Source organism: Azonexus fungiphilus, from assembly GCF_003634965.1.
GTDB classification, from domain to species: domain Bacteria; phylum Pseudomonadota; class Gammaproteobacteria; order Burkholderiales; family Rhodocyclaceae; genus Azonexus; species Azonexus fungiphilus.
The window spans coordinates 122551-147236 of record NZ_RBXP01000018.1 but is presented as its reverse complement, the minus strand read 5'-3'; the positions used below and the strand labels follow the sequence as shown (position 1 = coordinate 147236).

General features: G+C 63.3%; 22 protein-coding genes, 1 tRNA gene and 2 pseudogenes. 5 read left to right on the top strand and 20 right to left on the bottom strand.

Annotated features, from left to right (window positions below; translation table 11 throughout):
• From DFR40_RS17610 to motA, 8 genes and pseudogenes are all read right to left on the bottom strand, one after another.
• Positions 1–906 (bottom strand): annotated as a pseudogene (locus tag DFR40_RS17610) (methyl-accepting chemotaxis protein); the annotation flags it as partial.
• A 222-nt stretch (positions 907–1128) separates the two neighbouring features.
• Positions 1129–2370 (bottom strand): annotated as a pseudogene (locus tag DFR40_RS17605) (Tar ligand binding domain-containing protein); the annotation flags it as partial.
• Between the two features lie 23 nt (positions 2371–2393).
• Complete coding sequence (locus DFR40_RS14485) at positions 2394–4769, bottom strand: methyl-accepting chemotaxis protein (RefSeq protein WP_121459210.1); 2376 nt, start codon at positions 4767–4769, stop codon at positions 2394–2396.
• Positions 4770–4793: 24 nt separating this feature from the next.
• Positions 4794–5291: a chemotaxis protein CheW gene (locus tag DFR40_RS14480; RefSeq protein WP_121459209.1), complete on the bottom strand. Its 498-nt coding sequence runs from the start codon at positions 5289–5291 to the stop codon at positions 4794–4796.
• A gap of 21 nt (positions 5292–5312) precedes the next feature.
• Positions 5313–7580, bottom strand: coding sequence for a chemotaxis protein CheW (locus DFR40_RS14475; protein WP_121459208.1), 2268 nt, complete (start codon positions 7578–7580; stop codon positions 5313–5315).
• Positions 7581–7645: 65 nt separating this feature from the next.
• Positions 7646–8011: a response regulator gene (locus tag DFR40_RS14470; RefSeq protein WP_121459207.1), complete on the bottom strand. Its 366-nt coding sequence runs from the start codon at positions 8009–8011 to the stop codon at positions 7646–7648.
• Positions 8012–8096: 85 nt separating this feature from the next.
• A complete protein-coding gene (gene motB / locus DFR40_RS14465) occupies positions 8097–9038 on the bottom strand; it encodes a flagellar motor protein MotB (RefSeq protein WP_121459206.1) in 942 nt (313 codons plus the stop codon).
• Between the two features lie 30 nt (positions 9039–9068).
• Positions 9069–9926, bottom strand: a complete 858-nt coding sequence (gene motA, locus DFR40_RS14460; RefSeq protein WP_121459205.1) for a flagellar motor stator protein MotA — start codon at positions 9924–9926, stop codon at positions 9069–9071.
• A 180-nt stretch (positions 9927–10106) separates the two neighbouring features.
• Here motA and DFR40_RS14455 point away from each other — a divergent pair, with 180 nt between their 5' ends.
• On the top strand, positions 10107–10661 hold the full coding sequence (locus DFR40_RS14455; RefSeq protein WP_121459204.1) for an NUDIX hydrolase: 555 nt from the start codon (positions 10107–10109) through the stop codon (positions 10659–10661).
• Here the strand turns inward: DFR40_RS14455 and DFR40_RS14450 are convergent.
• The 11 genes from DFR40_RS14450 to DFR40_RS14400 all read right to left on the bottom strand — a co-directional run bounded on the left by DFR40_RS14450 (position 10613) and on the right by DFR40_RS14400 (position 20505).
• Positions 10613–11278, bottom strand: coding sequence for a hypothetical protein (locus DFR40_RS14450; protein WP_147431344.1), 666 nt, complete (start codon positions 11276–11278; stop codon positions 10613–10615). The two genes, DFR40_RS14455 and DFR40_RS14450, sit on opposite strands and share 49 nt — an antisense overlap.
• Before the next feature lie 16 nt (positions 11279–11294).
• Entirely contained in the window at positions 11295–11435 is a 141-nt protein-coding gene (locus DFR40_RS14445; protein WP_121459202.1) for a DUF3149 domain-containing protein, read from the bottom strand.
• Between the two features lie 25 nt (positions 11436–11460).
• A complete protein-coding gene (locus tag DFR40_RS14440) occupies positions 11461–11967 on the bottom strand; it encodes a FixH family protein (protein WP_245985693.1) in 507 nt (168 codons plus the stop codon).
• A 13-nt stretch (positions 11968–11980) separates the two neighbouring features.
• Positions 11981–13390, bottom strand: coding sequence for a cytochrome c oxidase accessory protein CcoG (gene ccoG, locus DFR40_RS14435; protein WP_121459200.1), 1410 nt, complete (start codon positions 13388–13390; stop codon positions 11981–11983).
• 115 nt (positions 13391–13505) lie between these two features.
• Complete coding sequence (ccoP, locus tag DFR40_RS14430) at positions 13506–14399, bottom strand: cytochrome-c oxidase, cbb3-type subunit III (RefSeq protein ID WP_121459199.1); 894 nt, start codon at positions 14397–14399, stop codon at positions 13506–13508.
• 15 nt (positions 14400–14414) lie between these two features.
• The gene (locus DFR40_RS14425) at positions 14415–14591 is read right to left on the bottom strand and encodes a cbb3-type cytochrome oxidase subunit 3 (RefSeq protein WP_121459198.1); all 177 of its coding nucleotides are present in this window, start codon (positions 14589–14591) and stop codon (positions 14415–14417) included.
• 5 nt (positions 14592–14596) lie between these two features.
• Positions 14597–15232, bottom strand: coding sequence for a cytochrome-c oxidase, cbb3-type subunit II (gene ccoO / locus DFR40_RS14420; protein WP_121459197.1), 636 nt, complete (start codon positions 15230–15232; stop codon positions 14597–14599).
• 16 nt (positions 15233–15248) lie between these two features.
• The gene (ccoN, locus tag DFR40_RS14415) at positions 15249–16676 is read right to left on the bottom strand and encodes a cytochrome-c oxidase, cbb3-type subunit I (protein ID WP_121459196.1); all 1428 of its coding nucleotides are present in this window, start codon (positions 16674–16676) and stop codon (positions 15249–15251) included.
• A 375-nt stretch (positions 16677–17051) separates the two neighbouring features.
• Positions 17052–17240 carry a cbb3-type cytochrome oxidase assembly protein CcoS gene (gene ccoS, locus DFR40_RS14410; RefSeq protein ID WP_121459195.1) on the bottom strand — a complete coding sequence of 63 codons (189 nt, stop codon included), beginning with the start codon at positions 17238–17240 and terminating at the stop codon, positions 17052–17054.
• Complete coding sequence (locus DFR40_RS14405) at positions 17240–19681, bottom strand: heavy metal translocating P-type ATPase (RefSeq protein ID WP_121459194.1); 2442 nt, start codon at positions 19679–19681, stop codon at positions 17240–17242. The genes ccoS and DFR40_RS14405 overlap by 1 nt, the downstream gene beginning before the upstream one ends.
• Positions 19682–19737: 56 nt before the next feature.
• A complete protein-coding gene (locus tag DFR40_RS14400; RefSeq protein ID WP_121459193.1) occupies positions 19738–20505 on the bottom strand; it encodes a 3-hydroxyacyl-CoA dehydrogenase in 768 nt (255 codons plus the stop codon).
• A gap of 158 nt (positions 20506–20663) precedes the next feature.
• Between DFR40_RS14400 and DFR40_RS14395 the strand changes: the two genes are divergently transcribed.
• Complete coding sequence (locus DFR40_RS14395) at positions 20664–21629, top strand: diguanylate cyclase domain-containing protein (RefSeq protein ID WP_170160238.1); 966 nt, start codon at positions 20664–20666, stop codon at positions 21627–21629.
• Between the two features lie 41 nt (positions 21630–21670).
• Here the strand turns inward: DFR40_RS14395 and DFR40_RS14390 are convergent.
• Positions 21671–21746, bottom strand: a tRNA-Thr gene (locus tag DFR40_RS14390).
• A gap of 80 nt (positions 21747–21826) precedes the next feature.
• On the opposite strand from DFR40_RS14390, the gene murJ reads away from it, so the two are divergent.
• Genes murJ through DFR40_RS14375 form a run of 3 tightly spaced genes read left to right on the top strand, consistent with a single transcriptional unit; the run spans position 21827 to position 24686 of the window.
• Positions 21827–23377 (top strand): murein biosynthesis integral membrane protein MurJ, encoded by a 1551-nt coding sequence (gene murJ / locus DFR40_RS14385; protein WP_121459191.1) that lies wholly within the window; start codon positions 21827–21829, stop codon positions 23375–23377.
• Positions 23378–23390: 13 nt separating this feature from the next.
• Complete coding sequence (locus DFR40_RS14380; protein ID WP_121459190.1) at positions 23391–24020, top strand: YbhB/YbcL family Raf kinase inhibitor-like protein; 630 nt, start codon at positions 23391–23393, stop codon at positions 24018–24020.
• A 9-nt stretch (positions 24021–24029) separates the two neighbouring features.
• Positions 24030–24686, top strand: coding sequence for a transglutaminase-like cysteine peptidase (locus DFR40_RS14375; RefSeq protein WP_121459189.1), 657 nt, complete (start codon positions 24030–24032; stop codon positions 24684–24686).

Here is a 24686-nt window from a genome sequence, read left to right as displayed (position 1 = left end):
GCTGCGCTGGGCCAGGTTGCGCACTTCGGTGGCGACGACGGCGAAGCCGCGCCCCTGTTCGCCGGCCCGCGCCGCCTCGACAGCAGCGTTGAGCGCCAGGATGTTGGTCTGGAAGGCAATGCCGTCGATCACCCCGATGATGTCGGCGATCTTGGCGCTGGCCTGGTGGATCGACCCCATCGTATCGACCACCTTGCCGACCACCTCGCCCCCCTGCTCGGCGACGCGCTGGGCATTACCGGCCAGTTCGTTGGCCTGGCGGGCGTTCTCGGCGTTCTGCTTGACCGTCGCGGTGAGCTCTTCCATGCTCGAGGCCGTTTCCTCGAGGCTGCTGGCCTGCTCCTCGGTCCGGCTGGAGAGGTCCTGGTTGCCCGAAGCGATCTCCTTGGCGGCAACGTTGATCATCTCGGCCGATCCCTGGATACCGCCGACCAGTTCGCGCAGGCGACGCACCGTCTGGTTGGCGTCGTCCTTGAGCCGGCCGAAAGTTCCCCGATATTCGGTGTCGACCGTGTGCATCAGGTCGCCGGCAGCGATCCGGGAGAGCAGGTCGGCGATTTCGTTGATCGCCGAGGCGGTCGTCCCGAGCAGGCTGTTGATGCCCTCGCCGAGCTCCTTGTAGAAACCTTCGAGTGCATCGGCATCGAGGCGGGCGTCGAGATTGCCTTCGGAGGCCTTGTGGATCAGTTCGGCGACCAGGCGCTGGGCGTTGATCTCGGCGGTGCGGTCGAGCCATTCGCCGACGGTGCCGAGGCGTTCGCCGCGCTCGTTGATGATCGGGTTGGTGACGACGTTGAATATCCGTCCACCGATTTCCATCTCGGTCCGGCGCGTGCCCTGAAGTTCGCGCAGGCCGCGCAGCGCCGCCTGCGGGTCGGCGTAGAAATCGCCGATGCTGCTGCCGATGAAGCGGTCGACCGAGAAACCGGGCTGACGCTCGCGCATGGCCGGCTCGATCCGCCGCAAGGTGCTTTGCAGGCCCTTGTTGGCGTAGAGCACGATACCTTCGTCGTCGGCGATACGCAGGTTGGACGAAACGCAGTCGAGTGCGATGCGGATGCGCAGGTTGTCGTTGGCGATGCGTTGCGCCTCGGCAACGTTGAAGCCTTGCTGGATCTGCATCGACTGCAGCCCCTGCAGGATCTTGCCCATCTCGTCATTGCGCGAGATATCGACATTGCGGGTGAAATCGCCATTGGCCAGCGACTGGAAGGTGGCCACGATATCGGCGATCGGCCGGGTGATCGAACGGGTGATCGCCACCGCCACACCAATGCCGCCGAGCAGCGCGAGAACGAGGATCGCCAGGATCCAGGCGAGCTGGTTGCGATGCAGCGCGTCGCCGGCGTCGACCAGTGCCTGCGCTTCGTCCGCCTGCATCCGGAATAGCTCTTCGGCCTTTGCCGCGGCAGCCGTGTAGCTCGGGTTGATCTTCTTCAGCAGGATCATGTTGGCGTCGTCGAAACGCCCGGCGAGCAGGGCTTCCTTGGCCGCCAGCAGGCCTTCCTTGACATAGCGCATGCGCGCCTCGACGAAGGCGTCGGCCAGTTGCTGCTGGGCCGGCGACGAGATCTGCCGGGCATAGAGCTCCCACTGGCGGGAGATCTCGGCGATGTTGGCATCGATCTGCCGGGTGTGGAATTCGATTTCGTGGTCGTGCAGCCCGGCATAGGCACCAGCCGGATCGTGCTGCAGGGTCAACAGCACCTGACTGCGGTTTTCCGCCATCAGGCGCCCGATCACGGCGAGCGCCTGGGTTGGCTTGAGACCGCCGTCGTTGAGGCGGACTGCGTTGTCGTGCGTCTGCCCGGTCCCCCAGACGGCAATTCCGGCAACCACGACCATCGCCATCAGCAGCGAGGCGAACCCGGCGAACAGCTTCTGCCGCAACGACCAGCCGGCGAACAATCCAGGCCCGCCGTTAACCACCGCGCCGTGCCGGATGCGCAAGCCGCCGGCCCGCTTCTCGCGGAACATCCGGTAGGCGCTTTCGGCCGCCTCGACCTGGGCCCGGGTCGGCTGGCGGCGAACCGACATGTAGCCGACCACCTGGCCGTTCTCGCGGATCGGCGTGGCCGTCGCCAGTACCCAGTAGAAATCACCGTTCTTGCAGCGGTTCTTGACCAGCCCGGTCCAAGGACGCTCATCCTTGAGGTCGCGCCACATGTCGGCAAAGGCCTCGACCGGCATTTCCGGGTGGCGAACCAGGTTGTGCGGCTGGCCGATCAACTCGCCTTCGGAAAAGCCGCTGATCTCGATGAAGTCCTTGTTGACGTAGGTAATCAAGCCCTTCAGGTCGGTTTTCGAGACGATCAGGCTATCGGCCGTCAACAGGACTTCGTGCTGGGTCACAGGCTGGTTGTTGCGCATGGGTATGCCCTTCGGATTCCGGATCAAAACTCTGCCCAACCGTCTGCACGGTCGGACATCACGGGTATGCGTTCAGCGCTCGCTGGCGCCTTCAATTTGACGGTCAACGCCGCCGGCGAAGCTTTTTTCACCAGGCGCGGCGGCGGCGCCGACCAGGAATGCAGGGCTTCCGCAGGCAGCACTTCCGCCGCCAGGCGGAAGGCCGAGACCGCTCGCGCCAGGCCGAGCGCCTGCGCCTGCAGGCTTTCGGCGGCGGCCGCCGCCTGTTCGACGAGGGCGGCATTCTGTTGCGTCACCTCGTCCATCTGGGTGATGGCCTGGCTGACCTGCTCGATGCCGGTACCCTGCTCGCGGGTTGCCCCGGAAATGTCGCCCATCAGCCGGGCGACGGTTTGGATGCTCGAAACGACCTCGTTCATCGTGCTGCCGGCCTGTTCGACGAGGCGATTGCCAACCGCCACCTTGCTCGCCGAGTCGGCGATCAGGGCCTTGATTTCCTTGGCTGCGGCGGCACTGCGCTGGGCCAGGTTGCGCACTTCGGTGGCGACGACGGCGAAGCCGCGCCCCTGTTCGCCGGCCCGCGCCGCCTCGACAGCAGCGTTGAGCGCCAGGATGTTGGTCTGGAAGGCGATGCCGTCGATCACCCCGATGATGTCGGCGATCCGGCTGCTCGCCTGCTGGATCGCGCTCATCGTCGTCACCACCAGGCCGACGACTTCCCCGCCCTGCTCGGCGACGCGTTGCGCATCGCCGGCCAGTTCATTGGCCCGGCGCGCGTTGTCGGCGTTCTGGCGGACGGTTCCGGTGAGCTGCTCCATGCTCGAGGCGGTTTCCTCGAGACTGGAGGCCTGCTGCTCGGTACGACCGGAGAGGTCCTGGTTGCCCTGGGCGATTTCCTTGGCCGCGGTGGTGATCGCATCGGTCGCCAGCTTGATCGCCTGGACGATTTCGCGCAGATGGTCGATGGTGCCGTTGGCATCGTCGCGAACCTTGGCCAGCAAGCCCTGGTAAGGCGTGTCGATCTTCTCGGTGAGATCGCCGCGGGCCAGGCGAGCGAGCATCTGGCCAACCTCGTCAAGTGCCTGGCTGTTGGCGTCGAGCAGGCGGTTGACGGCAGCCGACAGTTCGAGGAAGAAACCCTGCTTGTCGGCCACCGCGATGCGCCGCGAAAAATCGCCGGCCGCCGCCGCCTGGATGATGTCGCTGACTTCCTGTTCGATCGCCACTTCGCCGGTGCGATCCAGCCATTCGATGACCGTGCCGAGCCGCCCGCCATCTTCGCCAAGCACCGGTGTCACGACCAGCGCGAAAGTCCGGGCGGCGATCCGCAACTGACTGCGCTGCGCTTCGCCAAGCCCCGCCAGAACCTCCGGCCGCAACGATTGATCGAGCAGCTCGACGCGCAGCCGCCCGGCCAGCAAGGCCTCGGCGCTGAAATCCGGCAACTGCCGGCGCAGGTCGCCTTCGGCACGCTGCATCATCGCCAGCAGGGCGGCATTGCCGTAGATCAACTGAGCTTGCGGATCGAGCAGCATCACGCAATTCGAACCGACATCGAGCGCGACCTTGATGCGCAGGGCCTCGGCCGCAATCCGCCGTTCGCTGGCGCTGCGCTGCTTGAGATCCGACTGCATCCGCGCCAGCGTCTGCAGCAGATGCGCCGGTTCGTCCTCACCGGCGGTATCGATGGCGTTATCGAAATTGCCGCCCGCCACCGACTCGGCGACGCTGACCGCCGCCGACAAGGGATTGGTGATCCCGCGCGTCACCCACAGGCCGGCCGGGACCATGATCACGACGGCCAGGCCGATCAGGCCGATCAGGATCGTCTGGACGGCCTGGCGAATCTCGGCGATTTCGAGCAGGGCGGCCGCGTTGGCCGCCTTCTGCTGGACCTGCAACTCGTTGATCGCCTGCTGCCAGGCACGCAATGCCGGACCGAACTCGTCGATAAAGTGCGCCTCGATCTCCGGCCGGTTGCCTTCGCCGACCAGCGCAAACAGCCGCTGCACCGCAGCTTCCGCCCGCGTGCGCAGCGCCGGCAGGCTGGCCACGGCAGCCGCGGCCCCGGCCGACAGCGAGCGGCCGGCCAATTGCTGCTCGCTGGCCAGGTAATGCTGCAGGTCGAGCGCAGCCGCCCGCTCCTCCTCGCGCTGCTTGGCGATTTCCTCATAGAGCATGGCGTTGCGGGCACGCAAGCCGAGACTGTCGAGATGCCCCTGCATCTCGCGGGCGATTTCCATGCCCTGGTTGTTGTCGACCGCAATCGACTGCACCTTGTCGCCAATCTGCCCGAGACTGATCAAGGCAACCACGACGAAGGCGATCATCAAGCCCAGCGCGCCCACGGTGGTGGCGATCAGCCGGCTGCCTATCCTGAAATTGCGAACATTCACCATTCCCCGCCCTCCCCTATCCCGGCGTCAATCGGCGGCGGCATCGATCAGTGCCATGTCGGCGCTGGTCATCAGGCGCTCGATATCGGTCACGATCAACATCCGCTGCTCGACGCTGGCCAGCCCAAGGATGTACTTGGTGTCGAAGGTACCGGAAAAATCGGGGGCCGGGCGAATCTGTGCGGCCGTCAGCGAAAGGACGTCGGAAACGCTATCGACGACGGCACCGATGACGCGGCCGGCAATATTGAGGATGATGACCACGGTGAACGGCGTGTACTCGACCTTGCCCAGATTGAACTTGATGCGCAGGTCGACGATGGGAACGATGATGCCACGCAGGTTGATCACCCCCTTGATGAACGGCGGTGCGTTGGCGATCAGCGTCGGCACCTCGTAGCCGCGGATCTCCTGGACCTTGAGGATATCGATCGCATATTCCTCACTCCCCAGCGTGAACGTCAGGTATTCGCTGGCCAGCAGATCATCTTCCGCAGTTGCGCCGGCCTGGGTCATCGGTTCCATCATTGACTCCTCATCTGCCGGTCAACCGGCTTTCTGCGTATGGTTTCTGGCCATCCCGGCAATCGCCGAGACATCGAGAATCAGCGCGACATGGCCATCGCCCATGATCGTTGCCCCGGAGATTCCCGGCACCTTGCGATAGTTGGCCTCGAGGCTCTTGATCACCACCTGGTGCTGGCCGAGCAGGGCGTCGACAAACAGCGCGACACGCGCACCATCGGCATCGAGCACGACCATGATGCCCTGCATGAAGTCGTTCCACGCGGACTTCAGGCCGAACATCTCGTGCAGCACGACGACCGGCAGGTATTCGCCGCGCACCTGGACGACACGCGCCTGGTTGGTCAGCGTCTTGATGTCGCCGGCCATCGGCTGCAGCGATTCGAGCACGTAGGACAACGGCAGGATGTAGATCTGGTCACCCACCGCCACCGACATCCCGTCGAGGATGGCCAGGGTCAGCGGCAGGCGCACGGTCATCCGGGTGCCGATGCCGTACATCGAATCGATTTCGACCCGGCCACCCATTGACTGGATGTTGCGGCGGACGACGTCCATGCCGACGCCGCGACCGGAAACGTCGGTGATCTGTTCGGCGGTCGAGAAGCCGGCCTCGAAGATCAGGTTGAACACCTCCTGATCGCTCATCTGCTCGGATACCGGCAGGCCGCGTTCGCGCGCCTTCTGCAGGATTTTCTCGCGCGGCAGGCCGGCACCGTCGTCGCCAACCTCGATGACGATGTTGCCGCCCTGATGATAGGCCTTCAGGGTAATCGTCCCGGTCGGGCTCTTGCCCGCGGCAACCCGCTTTTCCGGCGCTTCGATGCCGTGATCGAGGCTGTTGCGGATCAAATGGGTCAGCGGATCGGCAATGCGTTCGATCAGGCTCTTGTCGAGCTCGGTCGTCTCGCCCATGGTTTTCAGTTCAACCTGCTTGCCGAGCTTTGCCGAGAGATCGCGGACCACCCGCGGGAAACGCGAAAAGACGAAGGAGATCGGCATCATCCGGATCGACATCACCGACTCCTGCAGATCCCGGGTGTTGCGCTCAAGCTGGGTCAGGCCGTTGAGCAGCCTCTCCGGCGCAGCATCGAGCATCTGGGCGGCCGACTGCAGCAGCATGGCCTGGGTGATCACCAGTTCGCCGACCAGGTTGATCAACTGGTCGACCTTCTCGACGCTGACCCGGATCGAGGAATCGGTCGCCGCAGCCGCCCCCTTGGCGACACGGGCGGCCGGCTTGTCGATGGCGACCGGGACTTCGACCGGTCTGGCAGGCAGCGGCTCGGCGGCGGGCGGCACGGGCAAGGGAGCGAAAAAACCGTAACCCTCGCCCTCTTCGACCACTGGCGCAGCTGTCGCCGGCAAGGGCTCGAAAAACCCGTAAGCCTCGTCGCCAGCCGTCGCCGGGGCCTCGGCCGGCGTCGGCAAGGGGGCAAAGAAACCGAAGCCATCGCCCTCCTCAGCCACTGCGGACTCGGCCAGCGGCGCAAAAAATCCATAGGCACCATCACCGTCGTCAGCCGATGCCAATGCCGCCGGCGCCCCTGGGCTGTCCTCGAAGAAACCGAAAGCTTCGCCGGCCTCGGTCGCCTCATCGGCAATCCGCCAGGCGCCGGCTTCGGCGACGAAATCGACCTGGTCGACAAAACTCTCCTGCGCGCGGTCGGTCAGCAGGCGCAAATGCCAGCGCCCGCCGGCAGGATCATCGGGCAGTGGACGGTCGACGACCTCCAGGGTGCCAAATCCACGCAACTCATCGAGCAGGTTGTCGATGCCGCGTCCAAGCGCCGCCGCTGCCGGCACGAAATCGATCGCGAACCAGCGCTGGCCGGCGCCGCCGGACTGCTCGGCCAGCACTGGCGCCGCCACAGCAACCGGCGCAGACGGCAGCCCCCGGTCACCATCGGAGAGATGACGCAAACGCTCACAGACTGCGGCGACTGCGGCCGGATCGGCGGCACCTCGCCCCTGGTGGGCATCGAGCATGCCGCGCAGGACATCGCCAGCCTGCAGGAAGGCATCGACCATGTCGGCGCGCAGGCGCAGTTCCGACTTGCGGATGCGATCGAGGAGATTCTCGAGAATATGCGTCGTTTCGGCGAGGTCGGTGAAACCGAAGGTGCCAGCACTCCCCTTGATCGAATGGGCCGCCCGGAAAATCGCGTTCAGTTGCTCGAGATCCGGATGGTCGACATCCAGCCCGAGCAACAACGACTCCATGGTCGCCAGGTGCTCTTCGGATTCCTCGAAAAACACCTGGTAAAACTGACTCATGTCGATGGACATGCTTCCTCCTCAGTCGGCCGCATCCGAAGCCGCGACCGCATGGGCAGCGGACGGGCGGCGGATGCTCAGCCGATCACCTTGCGCACGACTTCGATCAGCTTCTGCGGGTCGAAGGGCTTGACCAGCCAGCCGGTAGCGCCGGCGGCGCGCCCCTGCGACTTCATTGCATCGGAGGATTCGGTGGTCAGCATCAGGATCGGCGTCGAAGCATACTGCGGCATCGCCCGCAGGCTCTTGATCAGGGTCAGGCCATCCATGCGCGGCATGTTCTGGTCGGTCAGCACCAGATTGACGCCGCGCGCCTTGGCCTTGTCCAGCCCATCCTGCCCGTCGACAGCCTCGACGACATCGTAGCCGGCGCTCTTCAGCGTAAAGGACACCATTTGGCGAATGGACGCGGAGTCATCAACTGCAAGAATGGTTTTGGCCATTTTTTCCTCTTTCTCGATCAGATCATTTCAGTTTGCGCGCCGACATCCGGCACCGGCATCCACCGTGCCGCCGGCGACGACCGGCTCAGCCGGCCCTGCCGTTCGGGGTATTCGGCAAATCCAGCAACGGCGCCGCGTCGTCTGCCACCTCGTCGGCCCCGCTTTCCTCGCTCAGGATTGCCTTTTCCGTCCGCTGATTGAGGACGACGATGCTGATCCGGCGATTGACGGGATTGAGCGGGTCGTTCTTGTCGAACAGCACCGTCGAGCCGAGGCCGACGACGCGGATCATCTTGTGCGCCTCCATGCCGCCGGCCACCAGCTCCCGTCGCGAGGCATTGGCCCGGTTGGTCGACAACTCCCAATTGGAGAACCCCTGGACGCCGCCGACGAACGGCGCGGCATCGGTGTGGCCGGCCAGGCTGATGCGGTTCGAGACGCCGTTCAGCGCCTTGCCGATCTGGCGCAACAGGTCGCGGGCGTAGGGCTTGATCTCGTCGCCGCCGGAATCGAACATCGGACGGTTCTGCTCATCGACGATCTGGATGCGCAAGCCTTCCGAGGTGATGTCGAGGAGTAGCTGCTTCTTGAACTGCGCGAGCTGCGGACTTTGTTCGATCATCTTCTCGATGTCGGCCTTGAGTACCTCGAGGCGCTCGCGCTCCTTGCGCTGGAACTCGAGTTGAGCCTCCTTCGAGAAGGAGGTGGTTTTCTTGGCCTCGACCTCGCCGCGCTTGACCTGCCCGGACTGTCGGGTCAAATCCTGACCGCCGCCCTTGAGGATGCTGGTCGCGTCACCGGAGCCAGCACCACCGCTCATGGCGACCTTCATCGGATTCTGGAAATAGTCGGCGATCCCCTGCAGGTCGCCCTTGGCCGTCGAACCAAGCAGCCACATCAGCAGGAAGAAGGCCATCATCGCGGTCACGAAGTCGGCGTAGGCGATCTTCCAGGCGCCGCCATGGGCACCTCCCGCAACGACCTTCTTGCGTTTGATGACTATCGGGCGTGTGGAGTCGTCGCTCATCGTGGCTCACAGAGGATCGGCGCTGCGGGCTTACTTGCCCTTGCGCGCCTTGAGCTCTTCCTCGAGCTCGCGGAAACTCGGCCGATCATGCGCACCAAGCGTCTTGCGCCCAAACTCGATGGCGACCTGCGGTGCATAACCCGACATCGAGGCGAGCAGAACCATCTTGATCGTCTTGTAGATAGTTCCCGACTCCTGGGCACGCTGATCGAGCAGACCTGCAACCGGAGCAACAAAACCATAAGAGACGAGAATACCAAGAAAAGTACCAACCAGAGCGCCGCCGATCATCTTGCCCAGCACCGCCGGCGGCTCGCCAACCGAGCCCATGACGTTGACCACGCCCATCACCGCGACGACGATACCGAAGGCCGGCGTCGCATCGCCAACCTTGGAAACGACGTGCGCCGGCTCGACCGCCTCATGGTGATGGGTTTCCAGCTCGACATCCATCAGGCTCTCGATTTCCACGGTATTGAGGTTGCCGCCGACCATCATCCGCAGGTAGTCGGTCATGAATTCGAGCACGTGGTGATCGGAGACGATGTTCGGATATTTCGAGAAAATCGGGCTGGCCTCGGGGTTCTCGACGTCGTTTTCGATCGACATCAGGCCTTCCTTGCGCACCTTGGACAGGATTTCGAACAGCAGCGCCAGCGCGTCGACGTAATAGGCCTTGTTGTACGGCGAGCCCTTGAGCACGCCGGGGACGGCGGCGACCGTCGCCTTGATCACCTTGATGTTGTTGCCGGCGACGAAACCACCGATGGTCAGGCCGATGATCGCCACGTACTCGAGGGGAACCCACAGCGCCAGCAGGCTGCCGTGCACGGCGTAGGTACCGAGCGACGAAGCCAGGATGATGATGTAGCCGACGATCAAAAACATGTGGAGCCCCTTGTTGCGCCGACGGAGGTGGCGGAACGGTTAAACCGTTTTTCTGCTTGACGCTATTGTATCCACAGGCTTCCGGGAAGCGCAAAGGAAGTTGCCCTCCCGCAGCAGCTTTATTCGCCGGGGAAACGCGGTGTTAGAGTGCACGCTCCCGACCGTTTTCCGAAGCCCGACATGTCGTACTGCATTCAATGCGGCAACGCCGCGACCCGCCAGGTCCCGCCCGGCGACAACCTGCACCGCCTGGTGTGCAGCGTTTGCGGACACATCCACTACGACAATCCGCGCCTGATCGTCGGCTGCATTGCCGAATGGCAGGGGCGCATCCTGCTCTGCCGGCGGGCCATCGAACCTCGCCTCGGTTACTGGACGCTACCCGCCGGCTTCATGGAAAACGGCGAAACGACAGCACAGGCTGCCGCAAGGGAAACCCAGGAGGAAGCGGGAGCCCGGGTCGCCATCGACGCCGCCTTCGCCCTTGTCAGCATCGCCCACATCAACCAGATCCATCTGTTCTACCGTGGCCGGATGCCTTCACCCGCATTTGCCGCGGGCGAGGAAAGTCTGGAAGTCGCGCTGTTCACCGCCGATGAAATCCCCTGGCGCGAACTGTCGTTCCGCAGCGTGCGGCTGTGCCTCGAGGCCTACCTGGCCGACCGCCAGAACGGCCACTTCGGCTTTCACGAGCATGCGCTGGCGCCGGAGCACGAATCCGCCGCATCCGGCTGAGCGACGACCAACTGCAGCGACAGTCGCAATTCCTGCCGCGCCCAGGCCGCCGGCCACGGCGTTTGCTGCGCCGCGACAAGCGCCAGCGCGCGCAGGCGCTGGGCGGCAGCCGGCAGTAACGAACAGTGCAACAGATCGACACCAGGCAGGCGCTGCGTCGGCAAACGATGAAGCTCGAGGACGACAACCCCGGCACCGAGATCCCGGCGCAACGGTTCATCGATCAGGCGCGAGAGGGTCTTTCCCAGCGCCAGGCGATACTCTGCAAGCTGCAGCGGATCGGGACCGCGATCATCACCGGCCGCCCGATCCCCGTCGAGACTCGCGGCCGCCGACGAAAATCCACCGGATTTCACGGTCGACCGTGAAATTCCGGCATTTTTCGCCGGCGAGGGCGCCGCCCGCTTTGGTGAAGGCAGCACCGGCCGCGCTTGCGCAATCGGTTCATCGACGACGATCCGCGCCAGCAACGGCCCCGCCTTGCCGGACGCGCCCGCGCCACTACCGGAATCGGGCCAGAACAACACGAGGTGCATTACCAGCGACAACAGCAAGCTCACTGGCAGCGAAAAAAAACAATCCCCGCGGCCCTTGGCATGGCGGCGGGGATTGTTCATCACGCGACGGGCCGAATTACTTGCCCTTGGCGTCCAACTCTTCGTGCATCTTGTTCGAGTAGATCTTGCCCATGTAAGCACCGATCACCACGACACCGACGATCACAACCAGGCTCATCAAGCCGATATCACTGGTAAACAACAGTTCCCAAGCCATAAGTCACCTCCCACTAACAAAAAAATCAATCCGCCTTCGCATCCAAGCGCAGCGGCTCTTCAAGACTGGCATGCCATTCCCCCTGGAGACGCCATTGGCCCGCAGGATCCTCAAGCGTGACATGCCAGCGTCCGGCCACATCCGCGGCCAGTACCCCCCCGTAGAAACCCGCCCCTTCGGATTTCAGTTCGATCGTTTGATCCCGGCCATCGATGGTCGGGTGCGCCAGGCGCAGCTTCATGACCTCGGGCAAGCTCGAAGGCTCGCTGCTGGTCACCAGCAAACGCAGGTTAAGACCCGCACGCATCAGGTCGGCGTGCAGGCCGAGCTGGCTGGCCTGGTGATCGCGCTGCATGCGCTGATTCACTGCCAGGCCTTCCTTGTAGTAGTCGTCGGTCACGAGGCCATCACTGGTCACCACGGAAATCCAGATGGTGATGATCGCCGCCACGATGACCAGCCCCGGCCCGGCCATCAGGATCCACGGCCAGGGTTCTTTGTACCAGGGTTTGCTGTCGTTCTTCAAAGTCATGCTCGCATTCATGTCAGGGCATCAGGAAAGAGGCCTTTTCTCGGACAGCGATCTTCTCGTCGCCCTCGGCCTGGATGTTGAAATAAATTGTGTTCGCGCCCTTCTGGCCGGATTCCGGCGGTACCCGAACAACAACGGTAACCTCATGATTCTCGGCGCTTTCGACCTCGACAGCCTGATCTTCGGCCAGTTTCACGCCGGGCAGCCCGTCAACCTGGACCCGGTAGCGCTGGGTAAGCTCGGTCGTATTCATGAACTTGAGGTTGTAGACATTCTCGATCGAACCATCATCGGCCTCGCGCGAGAGCACCGAGCGATCACGGATCACGTCGACCATCAACGGCACCCGGGTCGCCAGCGACCAGGCCGTGGCGACGCAGATCAGCGCAAGAATGGCCGTATACAGAATGATCCGCGGACGCATGATGTGGGCAAGCACGTCTGCACTGCCAAAATGTTTTGCCAGGGCGTTTTCGGTGGTGTAGCGGATCAACCCACGCGGTTTGCCAATCTTGTCCATGACCGGATCACAGGCATCGATGCAGGCGCCGCAGCCAATGCATTCGTACTGGATGCCCTTGCGGATATCAATGCCGGTCGGACAGACCACCACGCAAAGACCGCAATCCACGCAATCGCCGAGATTTCCGGCATCCGCGCCCTTCTTGCGCGCCCCGCGGGGCTCGCCACGCTCCGGATCGTAAGTGATGACCAGGGTGTCCGGGTCGAACATCACCCCCTGGAAGCGCGCGTAGGGGCACATGTACTTGCACACCTGCTCGCGTAGAAACCCGGCCTGCATGTAGCAGAAACCCGCGTAGAAGAAGGTCCAGAACAGTTCCCAACCCGACAGGCCGAACGGCAAAGCGGCCAGCAACTCCTGCATCGGCGTGAAATAGGCAACCAGGGTGAATCCGGTCCACAGCGAAATCAACAGCCAGACGGCATGCTTGACCGCCTTCAGGCCGATCTTGCGGACCGACAACGGCGCCTTGTCGAGCTTCATCCGGGCCGAGCGGTCACCCTCGATCCGGTTCTCGATCCACATGAATATCTCGGAGTAAACCGTTTGCGGGCAGGCGTAGCCGCAGAAAAGGCGCCCGGCAATCGCAGTAAACAGGAACAGGGCGTAGGCCGAAACGATCAACAGCACTGCCAGGTAAAACACATCCTGCGGCCAGAGCACCAGACCGAACAGATAGAACTTCCGCTCGACCAGATGGAACAGAATCGCCTGGCGATCGTTCCAGAGCAACCAGGGGGCACCGTAGAACAGAATCTGGGTGAACCAGACAAAAATCCAGCGCCACGTCGCCCACCACCCGCGAACTTCGCGAATGTAGATCTTTCTATGCTTTTCGTAGAAGGATACCGGGGCCTCCGCGACCGAAGCATCCTGTCCGCTATTTTCGCTGGGTTTCATTTTCGAGTCTCTTTATCGAAATTACGCTGCCCGCAGCAACGCAATTTTGATAAGCCAGCACTGCCAGACCAACAAAAAGGGGGAGGCCGTAGCCCCCCCTTTCTTTCGCAACAGCTTACTTGGCGCTCAGGCTGGTCACGTAGGCAGCCAGCAGATGCACCTTGGCGTCACCGAGGAATTCCTTCCAGGCCGGCATCTTGTTCTGACGGCCATTGGTGATCGTTTCGGTAATGGTTGCTTCGGAAGAGCCATACAACCAGACCTTGTCGGTCAGGTTCGGGGCACCCAGAGCTTGCATGCCGGTACCATCAACACCGTGGCAACCAACGCAACCGGCTTCGTTGAACGCAACCTGGCCCTTACCGGCACGAACGGAGTCATGCGGCAGACCGGACAGCGAACGAACGTAGTTGGCCAGATCCTTGATCGTCTCGCCACCCAGTTGGGCATGCGGAGGCATCACGCCCATGCGACCAGCGGAGATCGTTTCGACGATCTGCTCCGGCGCACCACCCCACTGCCAGTCGGCATCGGTCAGATTCGGGAAGCCCTTGGCACCGCGTGCGTCAGCGCCATGGCACTGCATGCAGTAGGTCAGATACAGACGCTTGCCCATTTCCATCGCCTGCTTGTCGCCGGCAACAGCCTTCAGGTCCATCGCCATGTACTTGTCGTACAGCGGCTTGACAGCGGCGTCCATCTTGGCCACTTCGGCGGTGTGCTGACCGGCAGACGTCCAGCCGAGCATGCCCTTGAAGTTGCCGAGGCCGGGATAAAGCGCCAGGTAAACCAGCGCGAAAACCACGGTAATGACGAACAACCAGCTCCACCACTTGGGCATCGGGTTGTTGTATTCCTCAAGGGTTTCATCCCAGACATGACCCATCGTCTTGCCCGGCGTGAAAGTTGCCTTGCCCTGGACGATCAGGAGAACCGCACAAGCCAGAATACTGGCGAGCACGATCACGATGACGTACAGGTTCCAAAAATCGCTAACGAAATCGCTCATTTGCTTTCCTTTATTTCAGCGCGGGTGCGACGTACGGGACGCCGCACCATCATCATCACCCTCTGCGAACGGCAGGTTGGCAGCCTCCTCAAACCCCTTCTTGCTGCCCTTGCCGTAGGCCCACCATACGATCGCCAGGAAGCAGAGCAAGCCGGCAACCGTGACGATGGAACGCAGATCATTGATGTCCATGGCCGTTACTTCATCGAGCTCAGTGCCGTACCCATGCCCTGCAGGTAGGCGATCAGAACGTCCATTTCGGTCATGTCACCAATGGCCGCCTTGGCGCCCTTGATATCCTCGTCGGAGTACGTCGGGATACCACGCAGGTTGGCGTAGGTGCGCATCAGGCCCATCTTGGCCTCGATATCGGCAGCGACCGAATCCTTGGCCTTGACACCAGCCAGGAACGGGAAGGCCGGCATGTTCGATTCCGGAACGACGTCACGCGGATTCATCAGGTGAGCACGCTGCCACTCGTCGGAGTAACGACCACCAACGCGATGCAGATCCGGGCCGGTACGCTTCGAACCCCACTGGAACGGGTGATCGTAGACATATTCACCGGCAACCGAATAGTGGCCGTAACGCTCGGTTTCCGCACGGAACGGACGGATCATCTGCGAGTGGCAGTTGTAGCAACCTTCACGCAGATAGACCTCACGCCCGGCCAGTTGAGCCGCGCTGTAGGGCTTGACGCCTTCGACCGGAGTCGTCGTGGACTTCTGGAAGAAGAGCGGCACGATTTCGAGCAGGCCGCCCCACAGGACCACGAACAGCGTCAGGACGAAAAGCAGGCCTACATTCTTTTCAATTTGCTCATGCTTAAGCATTGTTTTCTCTCCCTAATCAGGCGTGATGACCGGCCGGGGCAACAACCGGCATGTCTTGCGTCTTGCCGCCCGCCATCGTCTTGAACATGTTGTAGGCCATGATCAGCATACCCGTCAGGAACAGCACGCCACCCAGCCAGCGGATCGCCCAGAACGGGTAGGAACCCTTGACCGATTCGACGAAGCTGTAAGCCAGCGTACCGTCGGCGTTGACCGCACGCCACATCAGACCCTGCATGACCCCGGCGATCCACATCGAGGCGATGTAGAGAACGGTGCCGATCGTGGCGATCCAGAAGTGCGTGGTCACCAGCTTGGTGCTGTACATCTCGGTCTTGCCGAACAGACGCGGCAGCAGGTAGTACATCGAGCCGATCGAGACCATCGCCACCCAGCCCAGCGCGCCGGAGTGAACGTGGCCGACGGTCCAGTCGGTGTAGTGCGAGAGTGCATTGACGGTCTTGATCGACATCATCGGGCCTTCGAACGTAGACATACCGTAGAAGGACAGCGAAGTGATCAGGAACTTCAGGATCGGATCGTCACGCAGTTTGTGCCAGGCGCCCGACAGGGTCATGATGCCGTTGATCATGCCACCCCAGGACGGCGCCAGGAGAATCAGCGAGAACAGCATGCCGACGGACTGGGTCCAATCCGGCAGGGCGGTGTAATGCAGGTGGTGCGGACCAGCCCACATGTAGGTGAAGATCAGTGCCCAGAAGTGGACGACCGACAGACGGTAGGAATACACCGGACGGCCAGCCTGCTTCGGAACGAAGTAGTACATCATGCCGAGGAAGCCGGCGGTCAGGAAGAAGCCGACCGCGTTATGGCCGTACCACCACTGAACCATCGCATCCTGCACGCCGGAATAGACGGAGAAGGAACGGGTCAGGGAAACCGGAACGGCGGCGCTGTTAACCAGATGCAGCAGGGCAACGGCGATGATCATCGAGCCGAAGAACCAGTTGGCAACGTAGATGTGCGAAACCGTGCGCTTAGCGATGGTGCCGAAGAAGACCAGACCGTAGGAAACCCAGACCAGCGTGATCAGGATGTCGATCGGCCACTCGAGTTCGGCGTATTCCTTGCCGGTCGTGAACCCCAGCGGCAGCGAAACCGCAGCCAGCAGGATCACCAGTTGCCAGCCCCAGAACGTGAAGGGAACCAGCGGACCGCCCCAGAGGCGGGTGTGACAGGTGCGCTGAACGCACCAGTAGGACGTTGCAAACAGTGCACAGCCACCAAAAGCGAAGATGACGGCATTGGTATGCAGCGGACGCAGGCGACCGAAGTGCAGCCAGGGCCCAAAATTCAGCTCCGGCCAGACGAGTTGCGCAGCGATGATGACACCGACAAGCATGCCGACGATGCCCCAGATGACGGTCATGACGGTGAACTGCCGTACGACCTTATCATTGTATGTGGTTTGTGTTCCAGACATGAACCCACCTCTCGTTAATGAAAAACGGAATGCCCACCTCCCTGAACCCAAGGGGGCACTTGAACGCGGATGGTATTCTAGTTGACGGGGGGCGTTTTGACCTAGATCAAGCTACCGACTATCTGGCCTGGCCACGGGTGATTTTCCTACGTCCAGCAAGCCTTTTCCCGGACCGGACTACTCCCCGAACCGACAAAAACCTACCAATTTCGGATAATCGACCGGTATTGCCAAACATCGCAAATCGGCCGTGCCGTGGACAAAAAAAGGGTGCGTCGCAACGCACCCCAACCCCAACAGAGAATCAACGCAAGGCGAGTGCCTTACATGGGGTCGCATGATGCCACCGGGAAAAAGACCGCACGTTGACCCAGGTCAAATCTTGCCCGCTTTTTCATCGCGCTCGGCAACCTTGCCCTGAGGCACCTCATCGTCCATCAACACCTTGAAACCCGGCCCCTCGAGGTCGTCGAACTGGCCACTCTTGACCGACCACCAGAAGGCCGCGGCAATCCCGAAAACCAGCAATACCGAAATCGGAATCAGCAGATACACACTTTCCATCAGTCATTCTCCTGGCGCTGGATGCGTAGCGAATTGAGGACCACCAGCAAGGAACTCAGCGACATGCCGATGCCGGCCATCCAGGGCGTGATGTAGCCGGCGATCGCGGCCGGCAGGGCGACGACGTTGTAGGCGAACGACCACCAGAGGTTCTGGCGGATGACGACCAGGCTGAAAGCGGCCCGCTTCAAGCCCCTGAGCAGATGCCCGAGATTCTCGGAAAGCAGCACGAAGTCCGACTGGGTCCGCGCCAGCTGGGCGCCCCCGCCCATGGCTACGGAAACCTGGGCAAGCGCCAGCACCGGAGCATCGTTAACCCCGTCACCGATCATCGCCACCACCGCACCTTCGGCCTGCAAACCGGTCACGCAGGCATGCTTGCCGGCCGGCGTGACACCGGCCCTGACATCGTCAATGCCAAGTTCCGCGGCGACCCGCCCGGCCACCGCCGGCGCGTCACCAGTCAACAGCACGACCTGCTTGCCCGCCCGGCGCAAGGCGGCAACCAGCCCGGCGGCCTCGGGGCGCAACTGGTCACCGATCCGGAACAGCGCCAGCGGCCCGGCATCATCGGCCAACAGGACGACAGTATCGCCGCTCTCCAGCCAGTCACGCGCCGAATCCGGCAACTCGGCACCGCTCGGCGCCAGCGCGTAGCCAGGACGGCCGATCCGGTAACGCCGACCATCGACAATTCCCTCGATACCCTGGCCAGGTTCGCTCAAAGGCTGCCCGGCACGATACTGCACCGGGTTCTCGACTGCATGGCGCAAGGCCAGCGCCAACGGATGCTCGGAAGCCTGCTCGAGCGCAGCCGCAATGGCCACGCACTCGTCGCGCGGCATCGCGGCAAGCACGGCAACATCGAGCAGACGCATCTGGCCGGTGGTCAGGGTGCCGGTCTTGTCGAAGACGAAATGGGTCGCCCGGGCCAGCGTTTCGATCGCATGTCCGCGCGTCACCAGCAAACCGTCGCGAGCCAGCGCGCCAGCGGCGACGGTCAGGGCGATCGGCGTGGCCAGCGACAAGGCGCAAGGGCAGGTGACGACCAGTACCGAGACGGTGACCCACAAGGCCCGCGAGGGATCGACGAAATACCAGCCGAGCGCGGTCAGCACGGCGATGACCAGCAGCGCGGCAACGAAATAGCTGGCGATGCGATCGGCCAGTTCGACGATGCGCGGCTTTTCCAGCGACGCCCTCTCCATCAGCTCGATGATCGCCGACAGGCGCGTGCCTTCGCCGACCTGCTCGACCTGGACGACCAGCGGGCTCTCGGCATTGACCGAACCGCCGGTCACCTGATCGCCCGGGCGCTTGGGAACCGGCAGGCTTTCGCCGGTGAGCAGCGACTCGTTGGCGCAGCTGACACCTTCGACGACGCGGCCGTCGGCCGGAACGATTTCACCGGGCCGGACCAGCAGATAGTCGCCGATCTTGAGATCGGCAACGACTTTCTGCTCGGTTTGACGGTCGACCGGGAAATTCGGCAATTTTTGCGCGAAGGCCGGCAGCAGCTTGGCCAGCGCCTCGGTCACGCTGAGCGCCTTCTGGCGAGCGGTCATTTCCAGGTAGCGGCCGCCGAGCAGGAAAAAGACGAACATCGTCACCGCGTCGAAATAGACCTCGCCGGCCTGGCTCAAGGTCGCCCAGCAACTCGCCGCGAACGGCAGGCCGACGCCAAGGGCCACCGGCACGTCCATGCCGACCCGGCCGAGCTTCAGGTCACGCCAGGCATTGCGGAAAAACGGCGCGGAAGAATAGAAAACGACCGGCAGGGTCAGAACCAGGCTGGCCCAGCGCATCAGTGATTCGATGTCGGCTGTCATGTCGCCGTTGGCGATGTACACCGGGTAGGCGTACATCATCACCTGCATCATCCCGAAGCCAGCGACCCACAAGCGCCACATCGCGCCACGCCGTTCGTTGCGCGAGATTTCCTCGTTCTTGGCCGCGTCGTAGGGATAGGCCCGGTAGCCGATCGCAGCCACCGCGCGCAGGATGTCCGACAGCTTGATCCGGGCATCGTCCCAGCGCACGCGGGCACGCCGCGAGGCATAGTTGATGTCCACCGCGGTAACCCCCGGCAACTTGCCGATATGCTGTTCGTTCAACCAGATGCAAGCGGCGCAGGTGATTCCTTCGAGCAACAGCGACGCCTCGCGCTCGCCTTCGCCCAGTTCCTTGACGAAACTCTTCTGGAAATCGGCGTGGTCGAACAGGGCCAGCTGCTCGAGTATCGCTGGCATCGCCTCGCGCGGCGACTCCGGCAACGCGTCGCGGCTGCGGTAGTAATCTTCCAGGCCGTTATCGACAATGGACTGGGCCACCGCCTGACAACCGTAACAACACATCGCCCGGGTTTCGCCGTTGATGCTGACCGGCAGGTCGACGTCGTCGGGAATGGGCAGACCGCAGTGATAGCAGGAAGCTTGGGACATGCAACAAAAAAGGCACCGAAGTGCCTTTGCGGACCAGGACGGGCGCCTAGTATAGTTTATTTGGTACCCATGCGGATCGCACCATCCAGGCGGATCACCTCGCCATTCAGGTAGGCGTTCTCGGCGATGTGGCGAACCAGCGCGGCATATTCCGACGGCTTGCCCATGCGTACCGGGAACGGCACCATCTTGTTGAGCGAGTCCTGAACTTCCGGCGGCATGCCCAGCAGCATCGGGGTTTCCATGATCCCCGGCGCGATCGTCACGCAGCGGATGCCGCTGCGCGCCAGTTCACGCGCCACCGGCAGCGTCAGCGCGACAATGCCGCCCTTCGAAGCGGCATAGGCGGCCTGTCCGAGCTGGCCTTCGTAAGCCGCCACCGATGCCGTATTGACGATGACGCCGCGCTCGCCGTTGTCGTCCGGCGTATTCTTCATCATTTCAGCCGCGGCCAGGCGAATCATGTTGAAGGTCCCGACCAGGTTGATATTGATCACCTTGGCGAAACTCTCCAGGCGGTGCGGACCTTCCTTGCCGACCACCTTCTCGGCCGGCGCCACGCCGGCGCAGTTGACCAGGCCATGGACACCGCCGAAGGCGGAAATCGCCGCCTGAATGACGTTGACCGCGGAAGCCTCGCTGGTCACATCGGTTTCGACGAACAGCGCGCCGGCGCCGAGTTCGCCCGCCAGCGCCTCGCCGGCCGCCCGGTTGAGATCGGCCAGGACGACACGTGCGCCAGCCTCGACCAGTCCGCGCGCAGTCGCCGCGCCAAGCCCCGAACCACCGCCGGTAACGACGAAAACCTTATCCTTCACTTGCATCTGCTTTCTCCTTGTCTGTAGTTATCAACGGCCCGCGACCAGACGGTAGCGTATGGACCGAAGCTGCATCTTAACCGGCCCGGCGCGACAAAAAAAGCCGGCCACCGAGGTCACCGGTGAATGCTATGATTTGCCCACAGCATTCTCGCCCATCCCTGATGCCCGCCGGAAAGTACCAGCTACTCGTCGTAGACAGCTCCAACGCCAACCGCACGCTGATCGGCGAGTGCCTTGGCCAGCTTGACGACGCCGACGTGCACCTGGCCGCCGACGGCGGCGAGGCAATCACCCGGATCGCGAGCATTCGCCCCGACCTGATCCTGATCGACATGCACCTGCGCGACACCGACGGCATTCGCCTGGTACGCCAGATCCGCAATCGCGAATCGCTGGGCAGCAGCGACGACGACCTGACCCTGTGGACCCCGGTGATCTTCCTGTCGGCGGTGATGGACGACGAAATGATCGCCCAGGGCATCATTGCCGGCGGCGACGATTTCCTGCACAAACCGGTCTCTGAAGTCGTCCTGCTGGCCAAAGTCAGGGCAATGCTGCGCATCGTCGGCATGCAGCGCGACATTCACGCCGCCCATCGCCGCCTGCGCCAGATCGCGACGCTTGACGGCCTGACCTGCATTCCCAACCGGCGCTATTTCGACGAAACCCTGGCAACCGAGTGGAAACGCTGCCAGCGCGCCGGCGCGCCGCTCAGCCTGGTGCTGATCGATGTCGATTTCTTCAAGCAGTTCAACGACGCCTACGGCCACCAGGCCGGTGACCAGTGTCTGAAGGCCATCGCCAGCGCCCTGACCGAATCGTTGTTCCGGGTTGAGGACAGCGTCGCCCGCTACGGCGGCGAGGAGTTTGCCGCCATCCTGCCGGGCACCGACAGTCGTGGCGCCCAGGCAGTCGCCGAGCGCATGCGCGCCTCGGTCCGCGAGTTGCGCATCCCCCACGAGCGCGGCATCGACAGCCTGGCCTCGTGCAGCTTCGGCATCGCCAGCCTCCGCCCGGACAGCGAACGCAGCGCCGAACAGCTGCTGCAGGCAGCCGACCAAAGCCTCTACGAAGCGAAGCACGGTGGCCGCAACCGCAGCGAACTCAATCCCGGGTGGCAGACCTGAAATGCAAAGGCCCGCGTCGAAACGCGGGCCTTCGGGAAAACTGGTGCCGTTGAAGTGAATCGAACACTCGACCTACTGATTACGAATCAGTTGCTCTACCAACTGAGCTACAACGGCACGTTCGGCGCCCCGTGGGGCAGCACAGCGTAGAATTATAGCTTTCAAGCCTGCGATCAGGCAACAAGGCAACGAAGAATATGAATCTGCTGCGTACACTGGCGACGGTCAGTGGCATGACCCTGCTTTCCCGCATCCTCGGTTTCGTCCGCGATTTCGTGATTGCCCGCGCCTTCGGTGCCGGCGCGGCGACTGACGCCTTTTTCGTGGCCTTCAAGCTGCCCAACCTGCTGCGCCGGATGTTCGCCGAGGGCGCTTTCGCCCAGGCTTTCGTGCCGATTCTCGGCGAGTACAAGAACCAGCGCTCGCCGGAAGACACGCGCACGCTGGTCGATCACGTCGCCAGTCTGCTGTCGCTGGCGCTGTTTGCGGTCACCGCCATCGGCGTTGCCGCGGCGCCGCTGCTGGTCTGGATCTCGGCCCCCGGGTTTGGCGCCGATGCCGGCAAGTTCGAACTGACCGTGGCGCTGACCCGGGTGACCTTTCCCTACATCCTGTTCATGTCGCTGGTGGCGCTGGCCGGCGGCATCCTGAACACCTGGAGCAAGTTCGCGCTGCCGGCATTCACCCCGGTCCTGCTCAACCTCGCCTTCATCGGCATGGCCTTGTTCGCCGCACCGTATTTCGAGCCACCGGTGATGGCGCTGGCCTGGGCGGTATTCATCGGCGGCCTGCTGCAACTGCTGATCCAGTTGCCGGCGCTGCGCCGGATCGCCATGCTGCCACGGCCGACACTCAATTTCCGCGCCGCCTGGGCCGACCCCGGCGTCCGCCGGATCACCACGCTGATGCTGCCGGCGCTGATCGGCGTTTCGGTGTCGCAGATCAGCCTGCTGATCAACACGGTTTTCGCCTCCTTCCTGCAGAGCGGCAGCGTTTCCTGGCTGTATTACGCCGACCGCCTGATGGAGTTCCCGTCCGGACTGCTCGGTGCTGCGCTCGGCACGATCCTGCTGCCGTCGCTGTCGCGCTGCCATGCCCGTCAGGATTTCGCCGAATACTCGCGACTGCTCGACTGGGGCCTGCGCCTGACCTTCCTGCTCGCCGCACCGGCGGCGCTGGCGCTGGCGATCCTGGCGGTGCCGCTGATCGCAACCCTGTTCTTCCACGGCGCCTTCACCGCCGACGACGTGCTGCAGACGCGGCAGGCGCTGGTCGCCTACGCCGTCGGGCTGACCGGGCTGATCCTGGTCAAGGTGCTGGCGCCGGGTTTCTACGCCCGGCAAAACGTGCGCACGCCGGTAAAGATCGCGCTGATCTCGCTCGCTGCGACGCAGGCGATGAACCTCGCCTTCGTCGGCTGGATCGCCCACGCCGGGCTGGCGCTGTCGATCGGCCTGGCTGCCTGCCTCAACGCCGGCCTGCTCTACCGCGGCCTGCGCCGGGCCGACATTTACCAGCCGCAGGCCGGCTGGACAATGTTCTTCGTCCGCCTGGCCATCGCCATGGCCGTGATGGCAGCAACGCTGTGGCTGGCGATGGGCCCCACGGAAAATTGGCTGGCGGCGACGTTGACCGCAAGATTGCTGCATCTATGCGCCCTGGTCGCGCTTGGCGCAACGGCATATTTCGCTACACTATGGCTTTGCGGCTTCCGCCTGCGCGACTTCTCGCGCCGGGCCGCGGCGTGACAGGAGACACCCCATGAAACTGACCAGCACCAGCTTTGCGGACGGCCAGCGCATTCCCGGCGAGTTCGCCTTCTGCACCCCCGATCCGGCCCACCACGTCTGCCTCGGCCGCAATCGCAATCCGCAACTGGCCTGGCAGGACGCCCCGGCCGGCAGCAAGTCCTTCGTCATCCTCTGCCACGACCCCGACGTCCCCAGCCGCGGCGACGACGTCAATCAGGAAGGACGCAGCGTACCGGCCTCGCTGCCGCGCGTCGATTTCTTCCACTGGGTGCTGATCGACCTGCCGCTGACGGTCAACGCCATCGGCGAAGGCGAATTCAGCCGCGAGGTGACGCCGCGCGGCAAACCCGGTCCGCAGGCAGCGCACGGAGCGCGCCAGGGGATCAACAACTACACCGACTGGTTCGCCGGCGACCACGACATGAATGGCGACTACTACGGCTACGACGGTCCATGCCCGCCGTGGAACGACGAGATCGTGCATCGCTACGTGTTCACGGTCTACGCCCTGGCGATCGAAAAATTGCCCCTCGAAGGCCGCTTCGGCGGCGCCGAGGTGCGCGCCGCGATGCAGGGCCAGATCCTCGCCCAGGCTTCGCTGACCGGCACCTACACGCTCAATCCGGCCCTGGCTGGCTAAGCCTTCCCGATGCCCCGGCGGCTGCACGTTCCGCTGCTTCTGCTGCTCGCCTGGCTCGGGCTGGGCGCCGCCTTCGGCCTCGATTTCCAGCGCCTGCACGACTCGCTGACAGCGCGCTTCGGCAACGGTCCGGAAGCACTCTTCGCCGACTGGCGGCAGATGCTCGGCAGCGCCCGCAACGGCAGCGAGCAGGACAAGATCCGCCAGGTGAACGATTTCATCAACCGGCGGATCGCCTTCGACGACGACTTCTCGCTCTGGGGCCAGAGCGACTACTGGGCGACACCGCTCGAGACGATGGCCCAGAACCGGGGCGACTGCGAGGATTTCTCGATCATCAAGTACTTCTCGCTGCTCGAGCTTGGCATCCCGGTCAACAAGCTGCGCCTGGTCTACGTCCGCGCCACCCAGGCAATGCCGGGCGGCGGCAGCATCCAGCAGGCGCACATGGTGCTCGCCTACTACCCGCGGCCGAACGCCGAGCCGCTCGTTCTCGACAACCTGAACAAGCAGATCCTGCCGGCTTCGCAGCGGCACGACCTGGCCCCGGTTTTCAGTTTCAACAGTGCAGGCCTCTGGCAAGGCACCGGCAACCAGTCCAGCAAGAGCAATCTCTCGCGCTGGCAGGACCTGCTCGCCCGCGCCCGCGCCGAAGGCTTCCAGTGA

Bases quoted from the DNA above. Each gene is read 5' to 3' on its own strand.
- DFR40_RS14485 (WP_121459210.1), bottom strand. From the start codon at position 4,769: ATGGTGAATGTTCGCAATTTCAGGATAGGCAGCCGGCTGATCGCCACC.
- motB (WP_121459206.1), bottom strand. From the start codon at position 9,038: ATGAGCGACGACTCCACACGCCCGATAGTCATCAAACGCAAGAAGGTC.
- DFR40_RS14395 (WP_170160238.1), top strand. From the start codon at position 20,664: ATGCCCGCCGGAAAGTACCAGCTACTCGTCGTAGACAGCTCCAACGCC.
- DFR40_RS14380 (WP_121459190.1), top strand. From the start codon at position 23,391: ATGAAACTGACCAGCACCAGCTTTGCGGACGGCCAGCGCATTCCCGGC.
- murJ (WP_121459191.1), top strand. From the start codon at position 21,827: ATGAATCTGCTGCGTACACTGGCGACGGTCAGTGGCATGACCCTGCTT.
- motA (WP_121459205.1), bottom strand. From the start codon at position 9,926: ATGTTTTTGATCGTCGGCTACATCATCATCCTGGCTTCGTCGCTCGGT.
- ccoN (WP_121459196.1), bottom strand. From the start codon at position 16,676: ATGTCTGGAACACAAACCACATACAATGATAAGGTCGTACGGCAGTTC.
- DFR40_RS14375 (WP_121459189.1), top strand. From the start codon at position 24,030: ATGCCCCGGCGGCTGCACGTTCCGCTGCTTCTGCTGCTCGCCTGGCTC.
- DFR40_RS14405 (WP_121459194.1), bottom strand. From the start codon at position 19,681: ATGTCCCAAGCTTCCTGCTATCACTGCGGTCTGCCCATTCCCGACGAC.
- ccoG (WP_121459200.1), bottom strand. From the start codon at position 13,390: ATGAAACCCAGCGAAAATAGCGGACAGGATGCTTCGGTCGCGGAGGCC.
- DFR40_RS14425 (WP_121459198.1), bottom strand. From the start codon at position 14,591: ATGGACATCAATGATCTGCGTTCCATCGTCACGGTTGCCGGCTTGCTC.
- DFR40_RS14440 (WP_245985693.1), bottom strand. From the start codon at position 11,967: ATGACTTTGAAGAACGACAGCAAACCCTGGTACAAAGAACCCTGGCCG.
- DFR40_RS14475 (WP_121459208.1), bottom strand. From the start codon at position 7,580: ATGTCCATCGACATGAGTCAGTTTTACCAGGTGTTTTTCGAGGAATCC.
- ccoS (WP_121459195.1), bottom strand. From the start codon at position 17,240: ATGGAAAGTGTGTATCTGCTGATTCCGATTTCGGTATTGCTGGTTTTC.
- ccoO (WP_121459197.1), bottom strand. From the start codon at position 15,232: ATGCTTAAGCATGAGCAAATTGAAAAGAATGTAGGCCTGCTTTTCGTC.
- DFR40_RS14400 (WP_121459193.1), bottom strand. From the start codon at position 20,505: ATGCAAGTGAAGGATAAGGTTTTCGTCGTTACCGGCGGTGGTTCGGGG.
- DFR40_RS14470 (WP_121459207.1), bottom strand. From the start codon at position 8,011: ATGGCCAAAACCATTCTTGCAGTTGATGACTCCGCGTCCATTCGCCAA.
- DFR40_RS14445 (WP_121459202.1), bottom strand. From the start codon at position 11,435: ATGGCTTGGGAACTGTTGTTTACCAGTGATATCGGCTTGATGAGCCTG.
- DFR40_RS14450 (WP_147431344.1), bottom strand. From the start codon at position 11,278: ATGAACAATCCCCGCCGCCATGCCAAGGGCCGCGGGGATTGTTTTTTT.
- DFR40_RS14455 (WP_121459204.1), top strand. From the start codon at position 10,107: ATGTCGTACTGCATTCAATGCGGCAACGCCGCGACCCGCCAGGTCCCG.
- DFR40_RS14480 (WP_121459209.1), bottom strand. From the start codon at position 5,291: ATGGAACCGATGACCCAGGCCGGCGCAACTGCGGAAGATGATCTGCTG.
- ccoP (WP_121459199.1), bottom strand. From the start codon at position 14,399: ATGAGCGATTTCGTTAGCGATTTTTGGAACCTGTACGTCATCGTGATC.